This window comes from Actinopolyspora sp. BKK2, from assembly GCF_011291845.1.
GTDB lineage: Bacteria > Actinomycetota > Actinomycetes > Mycobacteriales > Pseudonocardiaceae > Actinopolyspora > Actinopolyspora saharensis.
On the sequence record NZ_JAANTE010000011.1, the window covers coordinates 120,797 to 143,465 of the forward strand.

A 22,669-nucleotide genomic window follows, 5' to 3' on the forward strand; every position below is an offset into this window, starting at 1 on the left:
CCCGCCCCGGCTTGCTCGTGGCGATCCGTCCGCGCGGAATCCGGCGAAACCACCGCCACGGCAGGCGGAAAGTCCGGGGCCCGGAGGGCGCACCGCGGTGCGCCCTCCGGGCCCCGGAAAGTGGATCAGCCCTGCTGCCTCAGGAAGCCTCGACCAGGGTCTCGGCGATCTCGTAGGTGTTCAGCGCGGCGCCCTTGCGCAGGTTGTCCCCGCAGACGAAGAAGTCGAGGGTCTCCGGGAAGTCCAGCGCCTGCCGGATCCTGCCGACGTAGGTCGGCTCCGCACCGACGACCCCGGCGGGCGTCGGGAAGTCCGGCCCGTCCGGATCGTCCTGCAGCACGATCGACGGGGCCTGCTCGAAGGAACGCCGGGCCTGCTCCACGGTGACCTCGCGCTCGAACTTCGCGTGCACCGCCAGCGAGTGGGTGGTCAGCACCGGGACCCGCACGCAGGTGGCCGAAACCCTCAGGTCCGGCAGCCCCAGGATCTTGCGCGACTCGTTGCGGACCTTCAGCTCCTCGGAGGTCCAGCCGTCCTCCTTGCGGGAACCGCACCACGGCACGACGTTCAGCGCCAGCGGAGCCTTGAACGGGGAGTCCTCCGACAGCCCCGCGGCAGTGATCGCCTCGGACACGTCACCGGCGCGCTCGCCCACCTGCTTGCCCGCGACCGCGTCGAGCTCGGCGCGCAGCCGGTCCACGCCTTCCTGACCGGACCCGGACGCGGCCTGGTAGGAGGAAACCACCAGCTCGCGGAGGCCGAACTGCTCGTGCAGCCTTCCGAGCGCGGCCATCATGGACAGGGTGGTGCAGTTGGGGTTGGCGACGATCCCCTTGGGACGGCGGGTGGCCGCGGAACCGTTCACCTCGGGAACGACCAGCGGCACCTCGGGGTCCATCCGGAAGGCGCCGGAGTTGTCCACCGCGATGGCCCCGCGCTCGACCGCGACCGGCGCCCACTCCGCGGAGAGCTCGTCGGGCACGTCGAACATGGCGATGTCGACGCCGTCGAAGGCCTCCGGCGAAAGGGCGACCACGGTGTGCTCGACCCCGCGGACCGTGATGGTGCTGCCCGCGGAGCGCGGCGAGGCGATGAGCCTGATCTCACCCCACGGGACGGACTCCCTGGCGTTCATGATCTCGATCATGACCGAGCCGACCGCACCGGTGGCTCCGACGATGGCGACCGTGGGGCCGCTTCCCGATTCCTGCGAAGACATTCAGCGACCACTCCCCGCGTAAACCACGGCGTCTTCCTCCCCGCCGAGTTCGAACGCGGAGTGCAGCGTGCTGACCGCGTCCTCGAGCTGGGATTCCCGCACCAGTACCGAGATCCGGATCTCGGAGGTGTTGATGATCTCGATGTTCACTCCGGAGTCGGACAGCGCCTCGCAGAAGGCCGCGGTCACACCGGGGTGGGAGCGCATCCCCGCGCCGACCAGCGAGACCTTGCCGACGTCGTCGTCGTAGACGACCTCCTGGAAGCCGACCTCGTCCTTGATCTTCTCCAGCTCGGCCACCGCCTCGGCGCCGTTGCTCTTCGCCACGGTGAACGTCACGTCGGTACGCCCGGAGGCCACCCCGGAGACGTTCTGCAGCACCATGTCGATGTCGATCTCGGCATCGGCGACGGCGCGGAAGATCCTGCCCGCGACCCCCCTGCTGTCCGGGACACCGCGCACGGTCACCTTGGCTTCCGACCGGTCGTGCGCCACGCCGGTAATCATGGCCTGTTCCACGGAAAGGTCCTCCACTGATCCGGACACGATCGTGCCGGGCTTGGACGAGTACGACGAGCGGACGTGCAGCGGAACCGCATACCTGCGGGCGTATTCCACGGCGCGCAGGTGCAGCACCTTGGCCCCCGTGGCCGCGAGTTCGAGCATCTCCTCGTAGGTGACGCGGTCCAGGTGCTTGGCGTCCTTCGCGATGCGCGGGTCGGCCGTGTAGACGCCGTCGACGTCGGTGTAGATCTCGCACACGTCCGCGCCCATCGCGGCCGCGACCGCCACGGCCGTGGTGTCCGAGCCACCGCGTCCCAGGGTCGTGATGTCCTTGCTCTCCTGGCTGACCCCCTGGAACCCGGCGACCATCACGACCTGGCCCTCGTCCAGGGCCTCCCGAACCCTGTCCGGGGTGACGTCCATGATCCGCGCGTTCTGGTGCGCCGACGTGGTGATCACGCCCGCCTGGGAACCCGAGAGGGATCGCGCCTGCTCACCGAGGGACTCGATGGCCATGGCCACGAGCGCGTTGGAGATGCGCTCACCCGCGGTCAGCAGCATGTCGAGCTCGCGCTCCGGGGGTTCCGGATTCACCTGCCGAGCCATGTCGAGCAGCTCGTCGGTGGTGTCGCCCATGGCCGAGCAGACCACCACGACATCGTTTCCGGCCCTGCGGGTCTCGACGATCCGCTCGGCGACCCGCTTGATCCGATCGGCACTCTCGAGTGAGGAACCGCCGTACTTCTGGACGACGAGCGCCACCTGAAACAAACCTCCTCGCGCCGCGCGGACGCCCCGCGTGCGAGACGCCTCGCACTGACACCGGGTTGACGAAGTCGCCGGCCGGAGGCCTCTCCGCCGGAGGAGTGGGGCACGCACCGACGACCGAGGACCGCACCGACGGACTCCGCGGCCGGGCGACCGAGCAGCGTCACCCCGGACCGCTCCGCTGTCAGCCCAGCCTACCGAACGAGCACCGTTTTCGAGGACACCCGTTTGCCGCGGATAGCCTGGTCGCGCGTGTCGAGCACGCTCATCCGCCGCCGAGGAGGGAAGGCACTCAAGGTTGTCCGCGACCGACGAAACGCTCAGCCCGACCTCTCCCTCGCACGCGGAAACCACCGGTGACCAGCGGATAAGTTCACCCTCGTCCGGCGGGCCGACCGGAACCCCCCTCTCGGGGGAGCTGCGGACGCGACTCCGGAAGGCCGCTCCCGCAGTGCTGTACATCACCGTCCGCATCCTGGGATTGCTGGTGCTGGCCGCCGTCTCGGCGGCCCGGGGCGAGCACTTCACGAACCAGCTGTACTCGTGGGACGCCGAGTGGTACCTGGAGATCGCGGCGAACGGGTACTCCGGTGTCGATCCCACGATGGTGGACGGCAACGGCAACCGGACGGAGGAGACCCCGCTGGCCTTCTTCCCGGGGCTGCCCCTGATGATCCGCCTGCTCGCGACGCTGCCCGGGCTGGGCGCGTCCCAGGCGGGGATCCTGGTGAGTCTGGTTGCCGGGATCGTGTGCGCCTACGGGCTGGCCAGGCTGGGACGGCTGATCGGCGGTTCGGAGCGCGTCGGGCTGCTGCTGGTCGTCCTGTTCGCCGCGGCACCGATGTCGATCGTGCTGTCCATGCCCTACACTGAGGTCCTGTTCTGCGCCGCGGCCGCGTGGGGCCTGCTCGGCGTGCTGGAACGCCGCTGGTTGCTGGCCGGGCTGTGCTGCTTGGCGGCCGGGCTGATCCGGCCGACCGGGGCGGTGCTGATCGCCGTGGTCATGCTGGCCGCGCTGGTGGCGATCGCGCGTGGGCGGGACGGCAGGCGGCCGTGGGCGGCCCTGCTGCTCGCTCCGGCCGGGATGCTCGGCTACCTCGCCTGGGTGGGGGTGCGCACCGGGGAGCCGGGCGGTTACTTCGAGGTGCAGCAGCGCGGTTGGTCGTCCTCCTTCGACGGGGGTGCGGCCACCTCGCGGTTCGTCGGCGAGACGCTGACCGAGAACGAGGGCGCCTTCGTCACGCTCACGGCGTTGCTCGTGGTCTGCGCGGTGGTGCTGCTGATCCTGTGCCTGAGCATGCGGTTGGCCTGGCCGATCGTGCTGTTCGCGGCCCTGACGCTGGCGCTCGACCTCGGCTCGGACGGGCTGATGTACTCCAAGGTCAGGTTGATGCTGCCCGCGTTCCCGCTGCTGCTGCCCATCGCGATCGGGCTGGCCGGGCGACGCACTTCCACGGCGGTGGTCTCGCTGGCGTTGTTCCTCGGTTTCGGCTCGTGGTTCAGCGCCTACGCGCTGGCCGTCTGGCCCTACGCGATCTGACCGAGCTCCGCCGAGCGCGCGCCGCAACACCACCCGAGCAACCCACGACGATCGCATCGCCGCACCCCTCACCGGTAACTTCGGATCAAGGCCCTCACCCCAACGCAGGTGCTCTGAGCCTAAGCAGGACGAGAACATCCGGTGCACCCGAGCAACCGCGGCACCGCCGGACAGGCGCTCCTGACCAGGGCGTCACCCCAACGCAAGCGCTCTGAGCCCGAGCAACCGGCACCGCCGCGGGTTCTCAGTCGAGTGCCCGGCGAGGACAGCCTCGACGTTGTGTAGGTCGCTACCCGATGTCGAGGATCCCGCAGCCGGGCGCCGACTGAGGTTCCGCCACGCAACCACCCACGACGATCGCATCGCCGCACCCCTCACCGGTAACTTCGGATCAAGGCCCTCACCCCAACGCAGGTGCTCTGAGCCTAAGCAGGACGAGAACATCCGGTGCGTGAGTCGGATGCATTGCAAGGCCGGGCCGCTCGCCGCGTAGGTCGCTACTCAAGAGCGGCCCAACACAGCAAGGCGCCGACTCACGTGCCGGCTAACCGAGTGCACGATCAACCGTTCCAGGAGAGCTTTTGAAACCTGCTGATTCCGCTGTTCCGCTCCACCCACTCCTCGCCGAACGCTGGAGCCCGCGCGCGCTGGACCCGGGCACGGAGCTGACCGACAAGCAGTTCCTGGCGTTGTTCGAGGCGGCGCGGTGGGCCCCTTCCTGGGGCAACACCCAGCCCGCGCGCTTCGTGGCAGGCCGTCGGGGTGACGAGACCTTCGAGAAGCTGCGCGGCGCGCTGTCCCGGGGTAACCACGGTTGGGCCGGAAACGCCGGTGCTCTGGTCCTCGGGGTCGCCAGGCGGGTCAACGACGAGGGCGAGCAGCTGCCCTACGGGGAGTACGGGCTGGGGCTGGCCGTCGAGAACCTGGTGCTGCAGGCCGGGGCGGAAGGGCTCGTGGCTCACCAGATGGCCGGTTTCGACGGGCAGGCCGCCCGGGAGGCGTTCGACGTCCCGGAGGACTACGAACCGCTGGTGATGATCGCGGTGGGGGCGCAGGGCGACGCCGCGGAACTGCCCGATCGGCTGGCGGAGAAGGAGAACGCTCCGCGTTCCCGGATGGAACTCGACCGGATCGTGTTCAGCGGCTCCTGGAACGAACCCACGTTCTGACGGGGCTCGCCTCGTTCGTCTCGCGAAGCGTCCACCGGCTCGTCGGAGGCCGGTGGGCGCGCGAGACCCGACGCGGGAAGCACCGACCGAGCGGTCCGGTCAGCCGGAGCGACCTCCCAGCGCGTGGAGGATCCGCGCCGACATGCCGGAGACGAGCAGCCAGAACAGCGCCGCCGAGCCGTAGTTCAGCAGCACTTCGAGCTCGGGCTCGGCCGGTTTGAGGAAGAGGTCCTGGAATCCGAGGGCGACCGTCTCCGCCCAGTGGGACACGAAGCGGGTGAGCGCGTTGTCCGGGTTCGCCCCGCCGAGGGTGAACACCACGTGCGCGGCGGACAGCGCAGCGGCCAGGGTGCAGCCCCAGCGCACGACGGTGGCGAGCACTCCGAAGAAGCGTGCGCGGGCCGCCGCGAAGTCGAAGCTCCCGCGGCGACGGTGCCCACCGGGAGAGCTCTCCGTTTTCCCGCTGCGCGTCGAACTCGCCACCTCTTCGGACATACCGGCAGTGTGACACGAAACACGATCACTTTACCAATGGGTAGCCCCGTGATCCTCCCCTCACCCGCGGCACCGCCGCGAGCAAAACCGAGCCGACGGAACCCCCGGACAGGAGCTCCCGACAGAAGAGCGCTGTCCAACGAGAGCGCTGTGAGCCCGAGCAGTCGGCACCGCCGCGAGCAAACCGAGTCCCCGGAAAGTCCGGACAGAAATTCCCGATCAAGGGGATCCACTCAACGCAAGCGCTTACGAGCCTACGCACTCCGACCGACCGCGGGTTCTCAGTCGAGTGCCCGGCGAGGACGGCCCCGACGTTGTGTAGGTCGCTACCCGATGTCGGGGCACCCGCAGCCGGGCGCCGACTGAGGTTCCGCCACGCAACCCACCAAGCAAAAGGACCCGCCGACCCAAACTTCACCCGAAGATGCGCCCGAGCACACCTCCCACCAACATCCAGAACAACGCGGCGAGCCCGTAGTCCAGCAGCACCTGCGCTTCGGGGGCGGGCGCGTCGATCAGTCCCGGGAAGAACAGCGCGAGCGGCTCCGCCGCACGGGCCACCGACTGCGCCAGCTGTCCCTCCGGTTGGAACTCGAACAGCACGAACACCGTGTGCGCCACCAGTATCACGGCCAGCAGGAACCCCAGCCCCTGGAAGAGAGTGCCCAGGGGCGATCCGGAGTTGGTCTTGTTCGACGCCATACGACAAGCCTGCCGCACGACTCGTGATCTGACGATCGAACCGGATCATCCGACCCGGCGACTTCCTCGCCGAGCACTTCGGAGGGGTCCAACATCCGGAACAGGCGGTTGCGTTTTGGACACGTGGTGCGGTTAGGCTGTCGTCGTGGCTTTCAACCTCCTGCTTCGACGCCGCGACGGGGTCAGTTAGACCGGCCCCTCGTCGCGGAGTTCAAGCGTGCCGGTCGCCAAGAGCAGCCAAGCCGAGCACGAACAGCAGGAGTCTCCCGGAATGAACGAGCAGTTCGCCGCCACGAACCAGTCTGACGCGGTCAGCACTTCCGAGCAGGTGCTGCGCACTCCGTCCCGCCCCGCGCCCACCGACCAGGCTCCCTGGAATCCGCAGCGCGGCAGTTCGATGCCCTTCCACCGCTACCGCCCCTTCCACGAGCTGGTCGAGGACGTGGCGCTGACGGACCGGACGTGGCCCGACCAGCGGATCACGCGCGCACCGCTGTGGTCCGCCGTGGACCTGCGCGACGGCAACCAGGCACTGATCGACCCGATGTCTCCCGCCCGCAAGCGGCGGATGTTCGAGCTGCTGGTCGGGATGGGCTTCAAGGAGCTCGAGGTCGGTTTCCCGGCGGCCAGCCAAACCGACTTCGACTTCGTCCGCGAGATCATCGAGGACGGCGCCATCCCGAGCGACGTGCGCATCCAGGTGCTGACCCCGGCACGGCCCGACCTGATCGAACGCACTTTCGCCGCGCTGGAGGGGGCGCACTCGGCGATCGTCCACCTCTACAACTCGACCTCGATCCTGCAGCGCAGGGTCGTTTTCGGCGAGGAGCGGGAAGGCATCGAGAAGATCGCCACGCAGGGCGCCGAGGTCGTGAAGGAGTGCGCGGCGAAGTACCCCGACACCGACTTCCGGTTCCAGTACTCGCCCGAGTCGTTCACCGGCACCGAGCTGTCCCACGCGGTCGAGGTTTGCGACGCGGTCACCGAGATCTGGCAGCCCACTCCGGAGCGCCCGGTCATCCTCAATCTCCCCGCCACCGTCGAGATGGCCACCCCGAACGTCTACGCGGACTCGATCGAGTGGATGCACCGCACGCTGGCCAGGCGTGATTCGGTGATCCTCTCGCTGCACCCGCACAACGACAGGGGCAGCGCCGTCGCGGCCGCCGAGCTCGGTTACCAGGCCGGGGCCGACCGGATCGAGGGCTGCCTGTTCGGCAACGGCGAGCGGACCGGCAACGTGGACCTGGTCGCGCTGGCCATGAACCTGTTCAGCCAGGGCGTGGACCCGCAGCTGGACATATCCGACATCGACTACATCAAGCGCACCGTGGAGCACTGCAACCAGCTGCCCGTTCCGGAGCGGCAGCCCTGGGGCGGCGAGCTCGTCTACACGGCCTTCTCCGGAAGCCACCAGGACGCGATCAACAAGGGGTTGCGCGCTCACCGCGAGGCGGCCGAGCGCGCCGGGGTTCCCGAGGACGAGCACCCCTGGGAGGTCCCCTACCTGCCGATCGACCCGAAGGACGTCGGCCGCAGCTACGAGGCCGTGATCCGGGTCAATTCGCAGTCCGGCAAGGGCGGCGTCGCCTACGTGATGAAGACCGAGCACCAGCTCGACCTGCCGCGCAAGATGCAGATCGAGCTGTCCAAGCTGATCCAGCAGCGCACCGATTCGGACGGCGGTGAGGTCGATCCCCAGGAGATGTGGGACGTCTTCGCCAACGAGTACCTGGGGTCGACGGCTCCGCTGGAGCTGGTTCGCCAGCGGATCGGCGGCGAGTCCGGTAACGAGACGGTCGAGGCGACGGTGCGCGTGGAGGGCACCGAGCACTCGATCACCGGCACCGGAAACGGCCCCATCGCCGCGTTCGTGGACGCCTTGAGCACCGTCGGATACGACGTCCGGGTGCTGGACTACCACGAGCACGCCATGACCGCGGGCGACGACGCCAAGGCCGCCGCTTACCTGGAGTGCTCCCTGGACAGCCACTCCGGCGAGCCCAGGGTGCTCTGGGGTGCCTCCATCGACACCTCGACCGTCACGGCCTCGCTGAACGCGGTCGTCTCGGCGGTGAACCGCGCCAACCGCTGATCCTGAGCGTCCGCGCGACTCGGTTCGCGCAATGATCCCGTGGGAGACCTCGGGCGGGGCCGGTTGCGCAGGTGGCGGAGAGCGGCTCGCCGCTGCCTGACGACCGGCCCCACCAACCGGGGAACGCACGATCCGGTGAAAGCTGTCGCGGTGGGAACGGTGCGGTTTGCCACGATGTCGGACACCGGTTTGACTGGACCACCGGTTTGACCGGTCCGACATCGACCGAACCGAACGGAGGTATCCGCGGTGGACAGCCACGCCCCTGGCGAGCAGCTCGATCCGAACGGCCTGAGCTGGAGCGTTCCGTGCTACGACTCGGTGGACGCCCAGCACGAGGCCGAAACGGCGAAGGTCCTCGTGCTGGGCGACCGGATCGCGCTCGTGCTGCCACCGGGGGAAACCCTGGTGTTCACCCCCGAGGAGGCCGGGGAGTTCGCCGAGCTGCTCGGCACGGCCGCAGGCGACACCACGCACGCCTGATCCCCACCGGTGGACCACCTCCCGCGCTCACCCCGCGGAGGCGGCGGGACCGCCGGGGAGCGTGCCGTCCCTGATCCGCTCGGCGTAGTGGCACGCCACCCGGTGCCCCTCGCCCACCTCGCGCGGCTCGGGCCGTTCGACGTCGCACACCCCCGGCTGACGCCACGGGCACCTGGTTTGGAAGAGGCAACCGCTCGGCGGGTCCGCGGGCGAGGGCAGGTCCCCCGACAGCAGGATCCGCTCCCTGCTGTCCTCCACCTCCGGCTCCGGAACCGGGACCGCGGACAGCAGTGCCCTCGTGTAGGGGTGCAGCGGCTGCTCGTACAACTCGTCCGAGTCGGACTCCTCCACCAAACCGCCCAGGTACATCACACCGACGCGGTCGGCCACGTGCCGCACCACCGCGAGGTCGTGGGCGATCACCAGGTACGTCAGCCCGTACTCGTCCTGCAGGTCCCGCAGCACGTTGAGCACCTGCGCCTGCACGGACACGTCCAGCGCGGAAACCGGCTCGTCGGCGACGACGAGCTCCGGCTCGACCGCCAGCGCGCGGGCTATGCCGACGCGCTGGCGCTGTCCCCCGGAGAACTCGTGCGGGTACCGCCGCAGAGCGGAGGCGGGCAGTCCCACGGCCGAGAGCAGCTCGCGCAACCTCCGCTCGGTCCTGCCCCCGCCCTCGTCCATGCCGTGGGCACGCAGCCCCTCGACCAGCAGGGACTCCACGGACTGCCTGGGGTCCAGGGAGGAGAGGGTGTCCTGGAAGACCATCTGCATCCGGCGACGCATCCTCCGCAACGGCTCCCCGGACATCCGGGACATGTCGATCCCGTCGAGAACGACCGACCCGCTGCTCGGCTTCTCCAGGCGCAGCACGGTCTTGCCCAGCGTCGACTTCCCGCAGCCCGACTCGCCGACCAGTCCGTAGGTGCTGCCCCGCTCGATCCGCAGCGAGACCCCGTCCACCGCGTGGACCCACCCCACCGTCCGGTCCAGCAGGACACCGCGCTTGATCGGGAAGTGCACGCGCAGGTCCCGCAGCTCCACCAGGGGGCGATCCGCGGGCTCCGGCGGACCGCCACCGTCGAGCACCGCGGGGTCGGTGTTCGGGGGTCCGGTCGGTTCAGTCATGGGGACGCTCCGTGTTCCGGGCATGTTCCTCGAGCGGGTTGTGGCAGCGCAGCCACCTCCCCGCTTCGGCGGTCTCGATCTCCGGCGTGCGCTCGGCGCACCTCGGCAGCGCTCGCGAGCAGCGCGGACTGAAAGCGCACCCGTCCTCCCAGGCGACGTTGTCCTCCACCGAGCCGCTGATCGGCTCCAGCCTGTTCCCGCGCGGGGTGTCCAGCCGGGGGACCGAATCCATCAGCCCCGCGGTGTACGGGTGGCGCGGCCCGGCGAACAGCTCGTGCCGCTCGGTCCGCTCCACGATCCGGCCCGCGTAGAGCACGTTCACCTCGTCGCACGTTCCCGCTACCACCCCGAGGTCGTGGGTGATCATGATCAGGGCGGTCCCGGTCTCCGCCACGAGCTCCCGGAGCAGGTTCAGGATCTGGGCCTGAATGGTCACGTCGAGCGCCGTGGTGGGCTCGTCGGCGACGAGCACGCGGGGTTCGCAGGCCAGCGCCATCGCGATCAGCGCGCGCTGGCGCATCCCCCCGGAGAGCTGGTGGGAGTACTCCTTCAACCGGCGCGCCGGGTCGGGTATCCCGACGCGTTCCAGCAGCTCCGCGGCCCGCCCGCGCGCGACGCGACGGGAGAGTCCGCGGTGCCGCTCCACGACCTCGGCGATCTGCACCCCGATGGGCACGACCGGGTTCAGCGAGGTCAGCGGGTCCTGGAAGACCATGCTCATGTCTCTGCCGCGCCTGCGGTCGAGTTCCCGGCGCGGCATCCGCAGCAGCTCGTCACCGTCCAACCGCACCGAACCGGACACCTCGGTCCCCCGCTCGGGAAGCAGTCCCATGATCGCCAGCGAGGTCACCGACTTGCCGCAGCCGGACTCGCCGACCAGTCCCACCGTCTGTCCTGCCCGGACGTCGAAGGACACCCCGTCCACCGCGGGAACGGTCGGTTCCTGCTTGCGCACGAACCGCACGGAGAGGTCGCGTACCTGCAGCAGCGCCATGGCGCTCACCGCCGTTTCTTCGGGTCGAGGGCGTCCCGCAACGACTCGCCGACGAGCGTGAAACCGAGCGCGACGACGATGATGCAGCCCGCGGGCCAGAAGGCCAGGTGCGGATGGGTGTCGAAGAAGTTCTGCGCCGAACCGAGCATCTGCCCCCACTCGGGGGTGGAGGTGTCGGCCGCCCCCAGCCCGAGGAAGGACAGCGCGGCCGCGTCGATGATGGCCACGGCGAGCATCAGGGTGGCCTGGACTATCACCGGCCCCAGCGCGTTGGGCAGCATGTGCCGGAAGACCACCGAGCGCTGCTTGACCCCGAGCGCCCGCGCCGCGAGCACGTGGTCGCTGGCTCGCTGCGCGAGCATGGTCCCGCGCAGCAGCCGCCCGAATATCGGGACCTGCACGGTCGCGACCGCGATGATCACCGTGAACCGGGACTGCTGCTGGAACAGCGCCCCGATGGACACGGCCAGCAGCAGCGAGGGCACCGAGAGCAGCACGTCGACCACGCGCATGACCACCGTGTCCACCCAGCCGCCGAAGGCCCCGGCCAGGATCCCCAGGGCCAGTCCCCCGCCGAGCCCGAGCACCGTGGCGGTCAGCGCCACGAGCAGGGTCTGCTGGGAGCCCAGCAGCAACCTGGACAGCAGCGGCCTGCCGTACTGGTCCCCGCCCAGCGGAAATCCCTCCTGCGGTGCGGGGATGCTGTTGTCCGCGCGGGAGACCTGGTCCTCGAGCAGGCGCAGCGCCGGATCGTGCTGGGCGAGCAGCGGGGAGACCAGCGCCAGCAGCACGAAGACCACTATGATCCCCGCCCCCACCAGGAAGGTGGGGCTGCGCCGCAGTCGGCGCCACGCCGAGGCGGCGAGGCTGACTCCGGCGGAACCGTCCGAATCGGACTCGGTCGAACCGGAATCGGCCAGCTCGTCGATGCGTTTCCCGCGTTGCGTCCCCGGAACCATCAGCGATCTCCCCTCGAAGTGCTTCCGAACGGCCCGGCGAACCCGGCCCGAACCCGCCGGGCAGCCGGGTCGTCCGGCCGAAGCGGCACTGCTCGTCGATCCGGTCGGGACACTCGTTCAGCGCTCCCGCAGTCTCGGGTCGATCGCCGCGTAGGTGAGGTCGACGACGAGGTTGACCAGCACGTAGACCATCGCCGTCGCCAGGATCACCACCTGCAGCACCGCGTAGTCCTGCCGTTGGAAACCGAGCGAGAGCGCCTGGCCGATACCGGTTATGTTGAACACCTGCTCGGTCAGCACCGCCCCGGACAGCAGCGCACCGGTCTGCAGCCCGATGGTGGTCACCACGGGCAGCATCGCGTTGCGCAGGATGTGCCTGCCGCGCACCACCCGTGCGCTGAGCCCCTTGGACCGCGCGGTGCGCACGAAGTCCTCCTCGAGGACGTCGAGCACCGAGGCCCTGGTGATCCGGAAGATCACCGCGAAGGGGATCGTGGAAAGCGCCACGGCGGGGAGCAGCAGGTGCAGGAAGGCGTTCCAGGCCGCGTCCCACTCCCCGGTCAACATCCCGTCGAGCACGTAGAACCCGGTCGCGTGCGTGGCGTTGATGCTCACCTCCTGCCTTCCCGAGGCGGGCAGCGCGCCGAGCTCGATCGCGAAGACGTACTTCAGCAGGAAGGCCAGGAAGAAGACCGGCACCGCCACCCCGATCAGCGACCAGGTGATGCTCAGGTTGTCCAGCCAACCGCCCTGGCGGCGCCCCGCGAAGTAGCCGAGCGGCACGCCCACCGCGACCGCGAGCAGCAGCGCCAGCACCGAGAGCTCGAGCGTGGCGGGCATCCGCTGCAGGAACACCTCCAGCGCAGGAGTGCCCGGCTGCACCCCGGTGGAGACCCCGAAGTCCCCTGTCGCCGCGCGCTGCACGAACTTCCAGTACTGCACGTGCAGCGGCTGGTTCAGCCCGAGCTGCTCGACGAGCTGCGCACGGGACTCCTCCGTGGCACGTTCGCCGAGCAGCGCGGAGACCGGTCCACCCGGAAGGGCGCGCAGCCATCCGAACAGCAGGATCGACAGCACGACCGCGACGATCACGAGTTGTCCGAGTCGCCGGACGGTGTAGCGAAGCAAATCCGACTCCTTGCACGTCGAACGGCACGGCGGGCTCCGGGGGCTCGTGGCTCACTGCCGCAGGCTCACCGGGGCGAAGCGCTCGGCGGTCAACGGCGAGGTGACCAGCCCTTCGACCTCGGAGGAGGTGACGATGGCCGGTGGCGAGTGCGCCAGTGGGACCGCTGGCAGGTACTCGGACTTCAGGCTCCGGTTGATCTCGGTGTACATCTCCTCGCGAGCGGCCGGGTCCGCCTCCCTGTCGGCCGCCTCGAGCCGATCGGCGAGCTCACCGCCCCAGGGGGCCGGTTCGGTGTAGAACTGGTTCTGCGTGCTCCCGAAGAAGGTCCCGATGAAGTTGTCCGGCGAGTTGTAGTCCCCGGTCCAGCCGAGCAGGAAGACCTCGGCCTTGCCCTGGTTCACGTCCGAGATGTAGCCGCCGTTCCACGGTTTGCTGACCGGTTCGACGTTGATGCCCGCTTCCTCCAGATCCCCCGACAGGGAGTTGAAGATCCCGCGCGGATCGGGCATGTACGGGCGGGTCACCTGGGTCGGCCACCAGAACTCGATCGTGAGGTCCTGGTGTCCCGCTTCGCGGAGCAGCTGCTTCGCCCGCTGCGGGTCGTGCGGGTACTTCTTCACGTCCTCGGGGTAGCCGTCCACCGAGTCCGGGTAGAACAGCTCGGCCGGTTCGGCCCCGTCCGGCATGTTGGCCTCGACCAGGTTCTCCCTGTCGACGGCGTAGGCCAGCGCCTTGCGCACCCGCAGGTCCCGCAGCGCCGGGTTGCTCCGCTGCGAGATCCCCAGGTAGAGGATGTTGAACGGGTCGCGCACCTGGACGTTGAACCCCTGGTCCCGCAGTCCGGAGATGTCGGCGGGGTTGGGGAAGTCGTAACCGTCGATGCCCCCGGAGAGCAGTTCCTGCTTGCGCACGGACTCGTCCGGGATGATCTTGAAGACGAGCCGGTCGAGCTTGGCCTTCTCGCCCCAGTAGTTCTCGTTGCGGCGGAGCACGATGGACTGGTTGCTCTCGTCGTAGGAGTCGAACTCGAACGGGCCCGTGCCGGTGGGGTGCTGCTTGGCGTACTCGGAGTACTCGAAGCTCGACCCCCTGGCGGTCACCTCGTCGGCCCCGTACTTCTCCATCGCCGTGGGCGACTGGATGCTGAACGAGTCCAGCCCCAGCGCATCGGGGAACTTGGAGCTGGAGCGGGTGAGTTTCAGCACCGCTGTGCTGGAATCGGGGGCCTCGCACGAGGAGTACAGGGAGGGCTCGTCGTCGGAGGCGAAGCCTCCGAAGGTCTCGATCCAGTAGTAGGACAGCGCCGCGTTCTGCCCCGGGCCGGTCTGGTTGTACCAGCGCTCGAAGTTGGCGCAGACCGCATCGGCGTTGAACTCGGTGCCATCGTGGAACTCGACGCCCTCGCGGAGGTGGAAGGTCCACTCGGTGCCGTCCGCGGAGGACTCCCAGTCCTCGGCCAGGGCCGGTTCGACCTCGGCGGTGCCCGGTTTGAACCCGACCAGCCCTTCCATCATCTGCCGGGTGACCCGGAACGTTTCCCCGTCGGAGGCGTAGAAGGGGTCGAACAGCGCCGGGGCTCCCGCGGCTCCGAACACCATGCTCCGCCCCCCGCCACCTTCCCGCTGGGACTGCACGCAGGCGGCCAGCGAGGTGGCGAGCAGGGCGGCCAATCCCGCGGCCGCGATCCTGCGTCCAGCTCTCGACGCCCGTAATCCTGGTGGTCTGCCTACGCCCATCACTCACCTCGGTGTGCCGCATCTCTCAGAGTGAGGGAGACGGTAACCCGGTGAGTGCGTCCCGATCAGGACCGCGAAATTACGATTCTGCTACAACGACCGCCCCGGAAAACGGGGAAAACGGGAAAAACCACCCCGTAACTCCCAGCGCGGGGCTTACGAGCTCTTTCCGTCCAGAGTGGATTAATCAGGCGCGCGGGCCGGGTCGCGCGAGCCAGGAGGCGCATTCCTCGATCGGAGCAACCGTCGAACGACCGGCGCGGCGAGGCGCCGACCGAGGCTCCCCCACCCGCACCGCTACGCCAAGCCAGTCCCCGGAAAGCCTGTCACCCCAACGCGAGCGCTGTGAGCCCGAGCCGTCGGCACCACCGCGGGTTCTCTCGTGGTGCTCTCGCGAGGAAGGCCCGACGTTGTGTAGGTGCCTACCCGATGTCGGGCCTCCCGGAGCGAGAGCCCGCGAGAGGTTCCGCCACCGGCACCGCCACGCAGAGCGAGCCACACATCCTTCTAATCAGAGTGGAGGGAGAAATGGGCCCGCTCCCTCGCCCGATCCGACTCGAACCAGTCGCGCTCGAACTCCTGCCAACGAACGAGCTCGGCCCGCGCGGCCTCCCCGTCCCTGGCCACGGCACGTTCCAGCCGCGTGGCCGGGTCGGGGCCCCGCATCCAGACCGCGACGCCGATCCGGTCCGCGATCGAGCGCCTCCCGGAGGAGACTCCCTCCAGCACCAGCACCTCGGGCACGGCGACCTCGACCACCGCTCCGTCCACCGGAACGCCGTCCGGCCACTCGACGCGTCGATAGCGCCCCGGAACTCCCCTGCTCAGCGGTTCGAGCACTCCGGTGTTGAGCCGGGGCCACCACTGCACCGGCTGTTCCCAGGTGGCGAAGTCGTCGGTACGCACCAGCCGCGCGTCCACCCCGGCGGCACGAGCCCGCGCGAGCACGAGGTCGGCGAAGGTGGACTTGCCCGCCCCGGAGGGGCCGTCCACGGTGATCAGCCGGACCGCCCCCAGACCTGGAGGTCCGCGCAGCGCTTCACGCACCACCTGGTCGGCCGTGGCCCCGTCCGCGCGAGATCGCCGCATGAACCTTCCCTGGAACGGGTGACTGACGCCTTCCTGCCGTGCCGTGAACCGGCGTGGTGCTTCCGGCGCAGCCCGCACCGAAAGCACCACCCGAGCTCCTCACCGATCGGGGGCTGCCCCTCCGGGCGGAGAATCCCGGTGGTTCACACCGAACGCCTGCCGGAAAGGGCCCTGCCGAGGGTGAGCTCGTCCGCGAACTCCAGATCACCGCCCATGGGGAGCCCGGAGGCCAACCGCGTGACGTTGAGCCCGGGGAAGTCCTGCAGCAGCCGGACCAGGTAGGTCGCCGTGGCCTCACCCTCGGTGTTCGGATCGGTGGCGATGATGATCTCGCTCACCTCGTCCGTGCCGATCCTGTTGACGAGGTCCCGAATGCGCAGCTGGTCGGGCCCCACCCCGGAAAGCGGGTCGAGCGCACCGCCGAGCACGTGGTAGCGCCCGCGGAACTCCCGGGTGCGTTCGACCGCCAACACGTCCTTGGACTCCTCGACCACGCACACCAGCCGGGGATCGCGCCGCGTGTCCTGGCAGATCCGGCACCTGGTCTGCTCGGAGACGTTCCCGCAGACCTCGCAGAAGATCACGCCCTCCTTCACGCGCTGCAGCGCGTCCTGCAGCCGTGTGACATCGGCGGGTTCCGCGGACAGCAGGTGAAACGCGATGCGTTGCGCGCCCTTCGGACCGATTCCCGGCAGCCTGCCGAGCTCGTCGATCAGATCCTGAACTGGCCCTTCGTACAAGCCACTACCGTCACATCCCGGGCAGACCGAGTCCGCCCATGTCCATTCCGCCCTGGCCGCCGAGCGCGTTGGTCAGCGGCCCCATCTTCTCGCTCTGCAGCTCCTGGGCAGCGCGGTTCGCGTCCCGGACCGCGGCGACGACCATGTCGGAAAGCGTCTCGGTGTCGGAGGGGTCGACCACCTTCGGGTCGATGTTCATGGACTGCAGCTCGCCACTACCGGTGACCGTGGCGGTGACCATGCCGCCACCTGCCGTGCCGGTCACCTCGGTCTCGGCGAGTTCCTGCTGCGCAGTCATCAGCTGCTGCTGCATCTCCTGCGCCTGCTTCATGATCTCTTGCATGTTCGGCTGCTGGCCACCAGGTTGCACCGTGGCTCCTCCCGGTCCGGCTGGACTGACCTGTTCGAACGAGGTATCTCGCTTCCTCCAGCGTAGTCGTCGATTCCTCGCCGCGTGGGGCTGCCCGCTCCCCGGAGCTCCAGCCGCCCCGGGACGTCCCGGGGCGGGGCGCTACCTGTCGATCCTGCGCGCTCCGAGTTCGCTGACGAACAGCTCCACGGCCACTTCGTCGGGGTCCTGCTGCTCGACCGGCGACTCGGTCGACGACTGGGCCGTTGGGGCCGGTTCGGGAGCAGGCGTCTGGGACGGCGCGGGCGCAGGGGCAGGTGCCGGCTCTGGCGGCGGTGCGGGAGCCGCGGCGGGTGCGGAGTCCTTCCCCGGAGGCTCGGGGGGCGGCTCTTCCCGCGACGTCTCCCCGGTGGGCGGCCCCGCGTCCGCTTCTTCCTCCTCCGGAGGAGGCTCTTCCGGCGGGGGCGGCTCCTCCGGGGGTGGTGGCTCCGGAGGAGTCTCCGCGGGGGCCCCTGCGGTGGGTGTGCTCGGTTCCGCTGCTCGCGAGGCCTCGCGCTCGGCCGGCTCCGCCGGTGCAGGGGGCTCCGGTGCGGCCTGCTCCGGCTTCGGGGCCTGCTCCGGTGCCGGGGCCGCGGCCTCCGCAGGCCGCTCGGACGGACGAGCCCGCCCGTTCGGCTCCGCGGGCGCCTCCGCGACCGGAGCCTGCGCGGAACCGGCGTTCGACTCCGCGGGGCGCTCCCGCGCGGCGGGGGGAGCGCTCGCGGAGGCCCCGGGGGACTGCTCCGGCTGCTGGGCTGCGGGAGCGGGCTGTTCCCCCGCGACGACGCACTCGACCGCCCACTCGCCGCCGAGCACCTCGCGCATGGCCTCCCGCACGTGTTCGATCCGGTTCGCCCGGTGGAACTGCTTGCGCAGTCCCTCGGTCGGCATCGAGATGACCAGCGTGTCCGCGCGCAGTTCCTGCACGCTCGCGTTGAGCAGCAGAGCCTGGGTGGGTCGGTTGCGCTCGGACACCGCGCGCAGCAGTTCGCTCCACGTCTGGCGCAGCTCCGCCGTCGCCGTTCCGCTCCGGGACTCCTCCTGCGGCGCGGAACCACCGGCGCCGCGGTCGCTCGTCTCCCGTGCAGGGGCGGCGGAACCACCGGCGGGGGAGGTCTCCGCGCGGACGTTCCCGTCCGACCGGGCCGTCGTTTCGGCGGTGCGCTCCCGCACCGGCTCCCGGGGCTCGGCCGCCGGTTCGGCGTTCCCGCCGGTGGGCTGCGGCTGCTCCCCGGCAGGTGCGGCGGGAGGGGCGGAAGCGGCGGGGGCCGAGCCTGCCGCGCCGCCGTCGGTTCCGGAGGCAGCGGCCTGCGCCGCGGGCGGCGCGACCGTCATCCGCCGCTCCACCCGTTCCAACCGCTGGAGCAGCGCCGCCTCGGAGGAGGACGCGGTGGGAAGCATCATCCGCGAGCACAGCAGTTCCAGCAGCAGCCTGGGGGCCGTGGCACCCCGCATCTCGGACAGCCCGGCGTGGACTATCTCGGCGAACCGGGTGAGGGTCGCGACGCCGAGCTGCTCCGCCTGACGAGACATCTTCTCCGCCGCGTCGCCCACGTTCTCGATCAGACCGCGCTCGGTCGCGTCGGGCACCGAGTGCAGCAGCACGAGGTCACGCAACCGGTCCAGCAGGTCGGAGGCGAAGCGACGCGGGTCGTGCCCGGCCTCGACCACCCGGTTGACCGTGTCGTAGACGGCCGCCGAGTCCCCGGCGGCCAGCCCGTCGACCATGGAGTCGATCAGCGCCGCATCGGTCACCCCGAGCAGCGCGACGGCACGCTCGTAGGTGATCCCCTCGTCACCCGCACCGGCCAGCAGCTGGTCGAGCACGCTCAACGCGTCCCGCGCCGAACCACCGCCCGCGCGGATGGCCAGCGGGTACACCGCGGGATCGACCCGCACGCCCTCCTCGGCGCAGATCCGCTCCAGCAGCTCGCGCAGCTCCCCCGGCGGGATCAGCCGGAAGGGGTAGTGGTGTGTGCGGGAGCGGATCGTGGTCAGCACCTTGTCCGGCTCGGTGGTCGCGAACACGAACACGAGGTGGTCGGGAGGCTCCTCGACAATCTTCAACAGGGCGTTGAACCCCTGTTGGGTGACCATGTGGGCCTCGTCGATGACGAAGATCCGATAACGCGACTGGGCCGGGGCGAAGACCGCGCGATCGCGGAGCTCGCGGGCGTCGTCCACACCGCCGTGGCTGGCGGCGTCCATCTCCACCACGTCCACGCTGCCCGAACCGTCCGGTCCCAGGGCGACGCAGGAGTCACAGCTGCCGCACGGCTCGTCCGTGGGGCCCTCGACGCAGTTCAGCGAGCGGGCCAGGATTCGCGCGCTGGATGTCTTGCCGCAACCACGCGGTCCGGAGAACAGGTAGGCGTGGTTGATCCGCCGCGCGGCCAGCGCGGTGCGCAGTGGTTCGGTGACGTGTGACTGTCCCACGACCTCGCCGAAGGTCGCCGGTCGATACTTGCGATAGAGCGCGAGCGCCACACCGGCAACGATACGTGCCACCGCCGACGAGGCGGCAACGGGAGACGCGGGCGGCGGCGAACGGGCGGGAAACGCCACTCGCCGGGGCGACGGGCTGCCCGCACGTCCCACGACTGGAGGAACCCCTCGACAAAAAAGGGGACCCCGCGCACCCGTCAGAGCCCGCTTACCCTTGCTGCCTTCCGGCCCTGGGGGAGTTCACAGGGTGGACGCCGCGCGGAGTCCTCGTACAGTGTATATCCCGCGAAGCGCGGGGTTCCACCCCCCTCCAGGACTTCCGAGCGGGGCCGTCCGACCGCGGTGACCGCCCCGCGCCCTCCGCACCGGCGAGCCGCGGCGACCGCCCGAGCAACCCCTGGTGAGGAGAAAACCGAGGGGGGTCGCAGAAGCGACGATCCCGTCGCGTACACTTTTTTGCGGAGGATTGGCCGAGCGGCCTAAGGCGCACGACTGGAATTCGTGTTGGGTTAACAGCCCTCGCGGGTTCGAATCCCGCATCCTCCGCTCTCGGGGCCGGGCACGGTGAACACCGCGCCCGGCCCTTTTCGTGTTTCACCCCGCGGAGAGCTCGATCCCTCCCCGAGCCATGCGTCCGAACCGGGACGGGGCCGCCCCGAACCGAGTGCGAGCTTCCCGCCGGACCTCCGCACGTCCGCAGAGGCCCCGGAAACCGCCGAACGGTCGCACCTCCCGCGAAAGCGCACTGCTGCGTTTCGCGCAATTCGTCGAACGGCTCTGGACCTGCGAGATCAACTGCCCGATAGTGCTCGTTGCACCCACTAAACCGATTCCGAGAGGTGCGACCCCACCTCCGGGAGAGGAGCGGAAATTGGTCAGAGCCGGCGGAACGAGGATCCGTTCCCGAGGCCGAAGACATCTCGCGGTGTCCGCGATCCTGTCCGCAGCCGCCGTGTTCACGGCGGGTTCGGCGCAGGCGGCCCAGGCGGACCGGGGAGCGGACGAGAACGCCCGGCAGCACTGCGTGCTCGACATCGCTTCCCAGCAACGAACCTGCTACGACGAGCTCTCCGCGGCCACGGGAGCTGGGCAGCGGATCGCGGACACCAGCGGCTCCGTCATCGGCGCCACGGTGTTCGAGGACGCCGAGTACGGCGGCGCTTCGCTGACGATCACGGTCCCGGAACCGTGCCCGAAGAACGACGAGGTCGACTTCTCGCTCGACCTCGACGACCACTGGAAGAACCAGATCTCCTCGGTCCAGGCGTGGTCGACCTGCTGGGTCTGGCTCTACCCGGACTCGGGCGATCGCGCGGGCCCGTACAAGGACAAGGCACCGCGCCTGAGCAGCGGCATCAACGATCGAACAGTGACCGTCGGACTGAGCTGAAGCGAGGAGACAGCGGGATGAGGTTGCGCAAGAGGGCGGCCACGGTGCTCGGCGCCTCCGCCGTGGTGCTGGCCGGGCTGGTCACCCCGGGCACGGCAGCGGCGGCGGACGAACCGACCGTGCGACAACTGCTCGAGCAGTGCGAACAGGGCAACACGGACCTCTGCGAGTTCCACCCCTCGGGTCAGCCGGAGAGCTACCGGGGTGCCGACGAGCTCGTGGGCGGTGCGGCGAACTGCTCGGAGGGGACCTCGACGAGGATCATCAGCTGGGAGTCGACGCAGACGACGACCAACAGCGTCGGGGTCACCATCAGCGCCAGCTCGACGCTCGGCGAGGTGTTCGAGGTCGGCTTCGAAACCAGTTACCAGCGCGAGTGGAGCTGGAGCAAGAGCAAGTCCGACGAGATCCGGCACGAGCTCGGCCCCGGCCAGGCGGTCGAGATCTACGCCTCCCCGATGCGGGAGAAGGTGACCGGCACGTACGAGATGCACTTCGGTGATCCCTACTACGGGCACTACTACTGGTACGTCAACAACGTCACCGTCGACGGGCCCGCGCAGGACGAAGCCTGGTTCACCAGGGTGGAGGAAGTCGACGCGAACTGCTGAAGCAGCGCGCCCCGATGAACGAAGCGGCGCCGGCCTCCATCTCGGAGGCCGGCGCCGCCGCTCGTGCGGTAGCGGTGGGATTCGAACCCACGGAGGCTCTCACCTCACGCGATTTCGAGTCGCGCTCCTTAGGCCGCTCGGACACGCTACCGCAAACAAGCGTAACGAACGGCTCACGCGCGTGAGCAACGGGGGGTCCGCACGCGGAAGGCGCCGCTCACGAGCCCTTCCTTCCTCGAACGCCGGGGCGGACCCCACCGGACGGGGTGGGCTCAGCGCTGTTCGTTCTCGCCGCCCTTGCCCTGGTCGCCCTTGTCCTGGCCGCGCAGTTTGTCCTTGGCGTCCTGGACGGTGCCTTCGGCGCGGTCCTTGAGGTCCTGGCCGCGCTCCTTGGCCTCGCCCTCCAGGCGATCCCGCTTACCGGCGTTCTCCGTCTCCTGACTACCGGTCACACGGCCGGTCGCTTCCTTGGCCTTGCCCGCCAGCTGCTGGGCCTGCTGCTTGACCTTGTCGAAAGTACTCATCACGACCTCCTGTTACCGAGCACCCGGAGAGATACCCGGAAACGGATTCGAATCACCGGTCTGTGACTCAACTCACATTCGATGCTCGTCGAAGAAGCCCTCCAGCAGCGTGGCGCACTCCCCCGCGAAAACCCCACCGACCACTTCGGGGCGGTGGTTGACCCTGCGGTCCCGGACCACGTCCCACAGGGAGCCGACCGCTCCGGTGCGGGGCTCCCACACCCCGAACACGACTCGCGAAACCCGCGCCAGCACCAGGGCTCCGGCGCACATCGTGCACGGCTCGACGGTCACGGCCAGCGTGCACCCGGACAGCCGCCACCCGTCCCCGTGCTCGGCGGCTGCGGCCCGCAGCACCTGGATCTCGGCGTGGGCGGTGGGGTCGGACAGCTCCTCCCGCTGGTTGTGCCCGCTGGCCAGCACCCGCCCGTCGGGCGCGGCGACCACGGCACCTATCGGGACGTCGCCGCCCGCCAGCGCGGCGGGAGCCGCCGCGAGCGCGGAGCGCATCAACTCCCGGTCGGCCGGGGAGGCGGCCACTCCCCCCGTGCCGCGCCGGGA

General features: G+C 69.8%; 21 protein-coding genes, 2 tRNA genes and 1 other RNA gene. 7 read left to right on the forward strand and 17 right to left on the reverse strand.

Going from position 1 to position 22,669, the window contains the following annotated elements:
- Nucleotides 1-139: 139 nt before the first annotated feature.
- Together G9Q41_RS19510 and G9Q41_RS19515 are read right to left on the reverse strand one after the other, a co-directional pair.
- Nucleotides 140-1,219: an aspartate-semialdehyde dehydrogenase gene (locus G9Q41_RS19510; RefSeq protein ID WP_092524780.1), complete on the reverse strand. Its 1,080-nt coding sequence runs from the start codon at nt 1,217-1,219 to the stop codon at nt 140-142.
- Entirely contained in the window at nt 1,220-2,485 is a 1,266-nt protein-coding gene (locus G9Q41_RS19515) for an aspartate kinase (RefSeq protein WP_092524783.1), read from the reverse strand.
- Nucleotides 2,486-2,789: 304 nt separating this feature from the next.
- On the opposite strand from G9Q41_RS19515, the gene G9Q41_RS19520 reads away from it, so the two are divergent.
- Nucleotides 2,790-4,031: a hypothetical protein gene (locus tag G9Q41_RS19520; protein WP_242687678.1), complete on the forward strand. Its 1,242-nt coding sequence runs from the start codon at nt 2,790-2,792 to the stop codon at nt 4,029-4,031.
- Nucleotides 4,032-4,612: 581 nt separating this feature from the next.
- Nucleotides 4,613-5,200, forward strand: a complete 588-nt coding sequence (locus G9Q41_RS19525; RefSeq protein WP_165633732.1) for a nitroreductase family protein — start codon at nt 4,613-4,615, stop codon at nt 5,198-5,200.
- A 99-nt stretch (nt 5,201-5,299) separates the two neighbouring features.
- Here the strand turns inward: G9Q41_RS19525 and G9Q41_RS19530 are convergent, their stop codons facing one another.
- Together G9Q41_RS19530 and G9Q41_RS19535 are read right to left on the reverse strand one after the other, a co-directional pair.
- Nucleotides 5,300-5,695 carry a hypothetical protein gene (locus tag G9Q41_RS19530; RefSeq protein ID WP_092524787.1) on the reverse strand — a complete coding sequence of 132 codons (396 nt, stop codon included), beginning with the start codon at nt 5,693-5,695 and terminating at the stop codon, nt 5,300-5,302.
- Nucleotides 5,696-6,109: 414 nt separating this feature from the next.
- A complete protein-coding gene (locus tag G9Q41_RS19535; protein WP_092524789.1) occupies nt 6,110-6,397 on the reverse strand; it encodes a hypothetical protein in 288 nt (95 codons plus the stop codon).
- 271 nt (nt 6,398-6,668) lie between these two features.
- Here G9Q41_RS19535 and leuA point away from each other — a divergent pair, with 271 nt between their 5' ends.
- Nucleotides 6,669-8,492: a 2-isopropylmalate synthase gene (gene leuA / locus G9Q41_RS19540; protein WP_165633761.1), complete on the forward strand. Its 1,824-nt coding sequence runs from the start codon at nt 6,669-6,671 to the stop codon at nt 8,490-8,492.
- 249 nt (nt 8,493-8,741) lie between these two features.
- Entirely contained in the window at nt 8,742-8,975 is a 234-nt protein-coding gene (locus G9Q41_RS19545; RefSeq protein ID WP_092524791.1) for a hypothetical protein, read from the forward strand.
- A gap of 27 nt (nt 8,976-9,002) precedes the next feature.
- On the opposite strand, the gene G9Q41_RS19550 is transcribed toward G9Q41_RS19545, so the two are convergent.
- The 10 genes from G9Q41_RS19550 to ffs all read right to left on the reverse strand — a co-directional run bounded on the left by G9Q41_RS19550 (nt 9,003) and on the right by ffs (nt 19,854).
- Nucleotides 9,003-10,103 (reverse strand): ABC transporter ATP-binding protein, encoded by a 1,101-nt coding sequence (locus G9Q41_RS19550; protein WP_242687679.1) that lies wholly within the window; start codon nt 10,101-10,103, stop codon nt 9,003-9,005.
- Nucleotides 10,096-11,097 (reverse strand): ABC transporter ATP-binding protein, encoded by a 1,002-nt coding sequence (locus G9Q41_RS19555; protein ID WP_165633762.1) that lies wholly within the window; start codon nt 11,095-11,097, stop codon nt 10,096-10,098. Before G9Q41_RS19555 ends, G9Q41_RS19550 begins: the two co-directional genes overlap by 8 nt.
- 5 nt (nt 11,098-11,102) lie before the next feature.
- Nucleotides 11,103-12,056 carry an ABC transporter permease gene (locus G9Q41_RS19560; protein ID WP_092524793.1) on the reverse strand — a complete coding sequence of 318 codons (954 nt, stop codon included), beginning with the start codon at nt 12,054-12,056 and terminating at the stop codon, nt 11,103-11,105.
- A gap of 117 nt (nt 12,057-12,173) precedes the next feature.
- A complete protein-coding gene (locus G9Q41_RS19565) occupies nt 12,174-13,184 on the reverse strand; it encodes an ABC transporter permease (RefSeq protein ID WP_092524795.1) in 1,011 nt (336 codons plus the stop codon).
- 51 nt (nt 13,185-13,235) lie between these two features.
- Complete coding sequence (locus tag G9Q41_RS19570; RefSeq protein WP_092524797.1) at nt 13,236-14,921, reverse strand: ABC transporter substrate-binding protein; 1,686 nt, start codon at nt 14,919-14,921, stop codon at nt 13,236-13,238.
- Nucleotides 14,922-15,428: 507 nt separating this feature from the next.
- Nucleotides 15,429-16,010 (reverse strand): hypothetical protein, encoded by a 582-nt coding sequence (locus G9Q41_RS19575; RefSeq protein ID WP_207631493.1) that lies wholly within the window; start codon nt 16,008-16,010, stop codon nt 15,429-15,431.
- Nucleotides 16,011-16,153: 143 nt separating this feature from the next.
- Nucleotides 16,154-16,750: a recombination mediator RecR gene (recR, locus tag G9Q41_RS19580; protein WP_092524799.1), complete on the reverse strand. Its 597-nt coding sequence runs from the start codon at nt 16,748-16,750 to the stop codon at nt 16,154-16,156.
- Nucleotides 16,751-16,760: 10 nt separating this feature from the next.
- Entirely contained in the window at nt 16,761-17,093 is a 333-nt protein-coding gene (locus tag G9Q41_RS19585; protein WP_092524801.1) for a YbaB/EbfC family nucleoid-associated protein, read from the reverse strand.
- 168 nt (nt 17,094-17,261) lie between these two features.
- On the reverse strand, nt 17,262-19,625 hold the full coding sequence (locus tag G9Q41_RS19590) for a DNA polymerase III subunit gamma and tau (RefSeq protein ID WP_165633733.1): 2,364 nt from the start codon (nt 19,623-19,625) through the stop codon (nt 17,262-17,264).
- A 132-nt stretch (nt 19,626-19,757) separates the two neighbouring features.
- Nucleotides 19,758-19,854: signal recognition particle sRNA small type (gene ffs / locus G9Q41_RS19595), an RNA gene on the reverse strand.
- A 189-nt stretch (nt 19,855-20,043) separates the two neighbouring features.
- Between ffs and G9Q41_RS19600 the strand changes: the two genes are divergently transcribed.
- The 3 genes from G9Q41_RS19600 to G9Q41_RS19610 all read left to right on the forward strand — a co-directional run bounded on the left by G9Q41_RS19600 (nt 20,044) and on the right by G9Q41_RS19610 (nt 21,584).
- A tRNA-Ser gene (locus G9Q41_RS19600) sits at nt 20,044-20,129 on the forward strand.
- A 379-nt stretch (nt 20,130-20,508) separates the two neighbouring features.
- Nucleotides 20,509-20,973 (forward strand): hypothetical protein, encoded by a 465-nt coding sequence (locus G9Q41_RS19605; RefSeq protein WP_165633734.1) that lies wholly within the window; start codon nt 20,509-20,511, stop codon nt 20,971-20,973.
- A gap of 17 nt (nt 20,974-20,990) precedes the next feature.
- The gene (locus G9Q41_RS19610; protein ID WP_092524808.1) at nt 20,991-21,584 is read left to right on the forward strand and encodes a hypothetical protein; all 594 of its coding nucleotides are present in this window, start codon (nt 20,991-20,993) and stop codon (nt 21,582-21,584) included.
- A gap of 66 nt (nt 21,585-21,650) precedes the next feature.
- On the opposite strand, the gene G9Q41_RS19615 is transcribed toward G9Q41_RS19610, so the two are convergent.
- The 3 genes from G9Q41_RS19615 to G9Q41_RS19625 all read right to left on the reverse strand — a co-directional run bounded on the left by G9Q41_RS19615 (nt 21,651) and on the right by G9Q41_RS19625 (nt 22,618).
- Nucleotides 21,651-21,735, reverse strand: a tRNA-Ser gene (locus tag G9Q41_RS19615).
- A gap of 121 nt (nt 21,736-21,856) precedes the next feature.
- Nucleotides 21,857-22,108: a CsbD family protein gene (locus G9Q41_RS19620; RefSeq protein ID WP_092524810.1), complete on the reverse strand. Its 252-nt coding sequence runs from the start codon at nt 22,106-22,108 to the stop codon at nt 21,857-21,859.
- A 72-nt stretch (nt 22,109-22,180) separates the two neighbouring features.
- Nucleotides 22,181-22,618, reverse strand: coding sequence for a nucleoside deaminase (locus G9Q41_RS19625; RefSeq protein ID WP_207631562.1), 438 nt, complete (start codon nt 22,616-22,618; stop codon nt 22,181-22,183).
- Between the last annotated feature and the right edge of the window lie 51 nt (nt 22,619-22,669).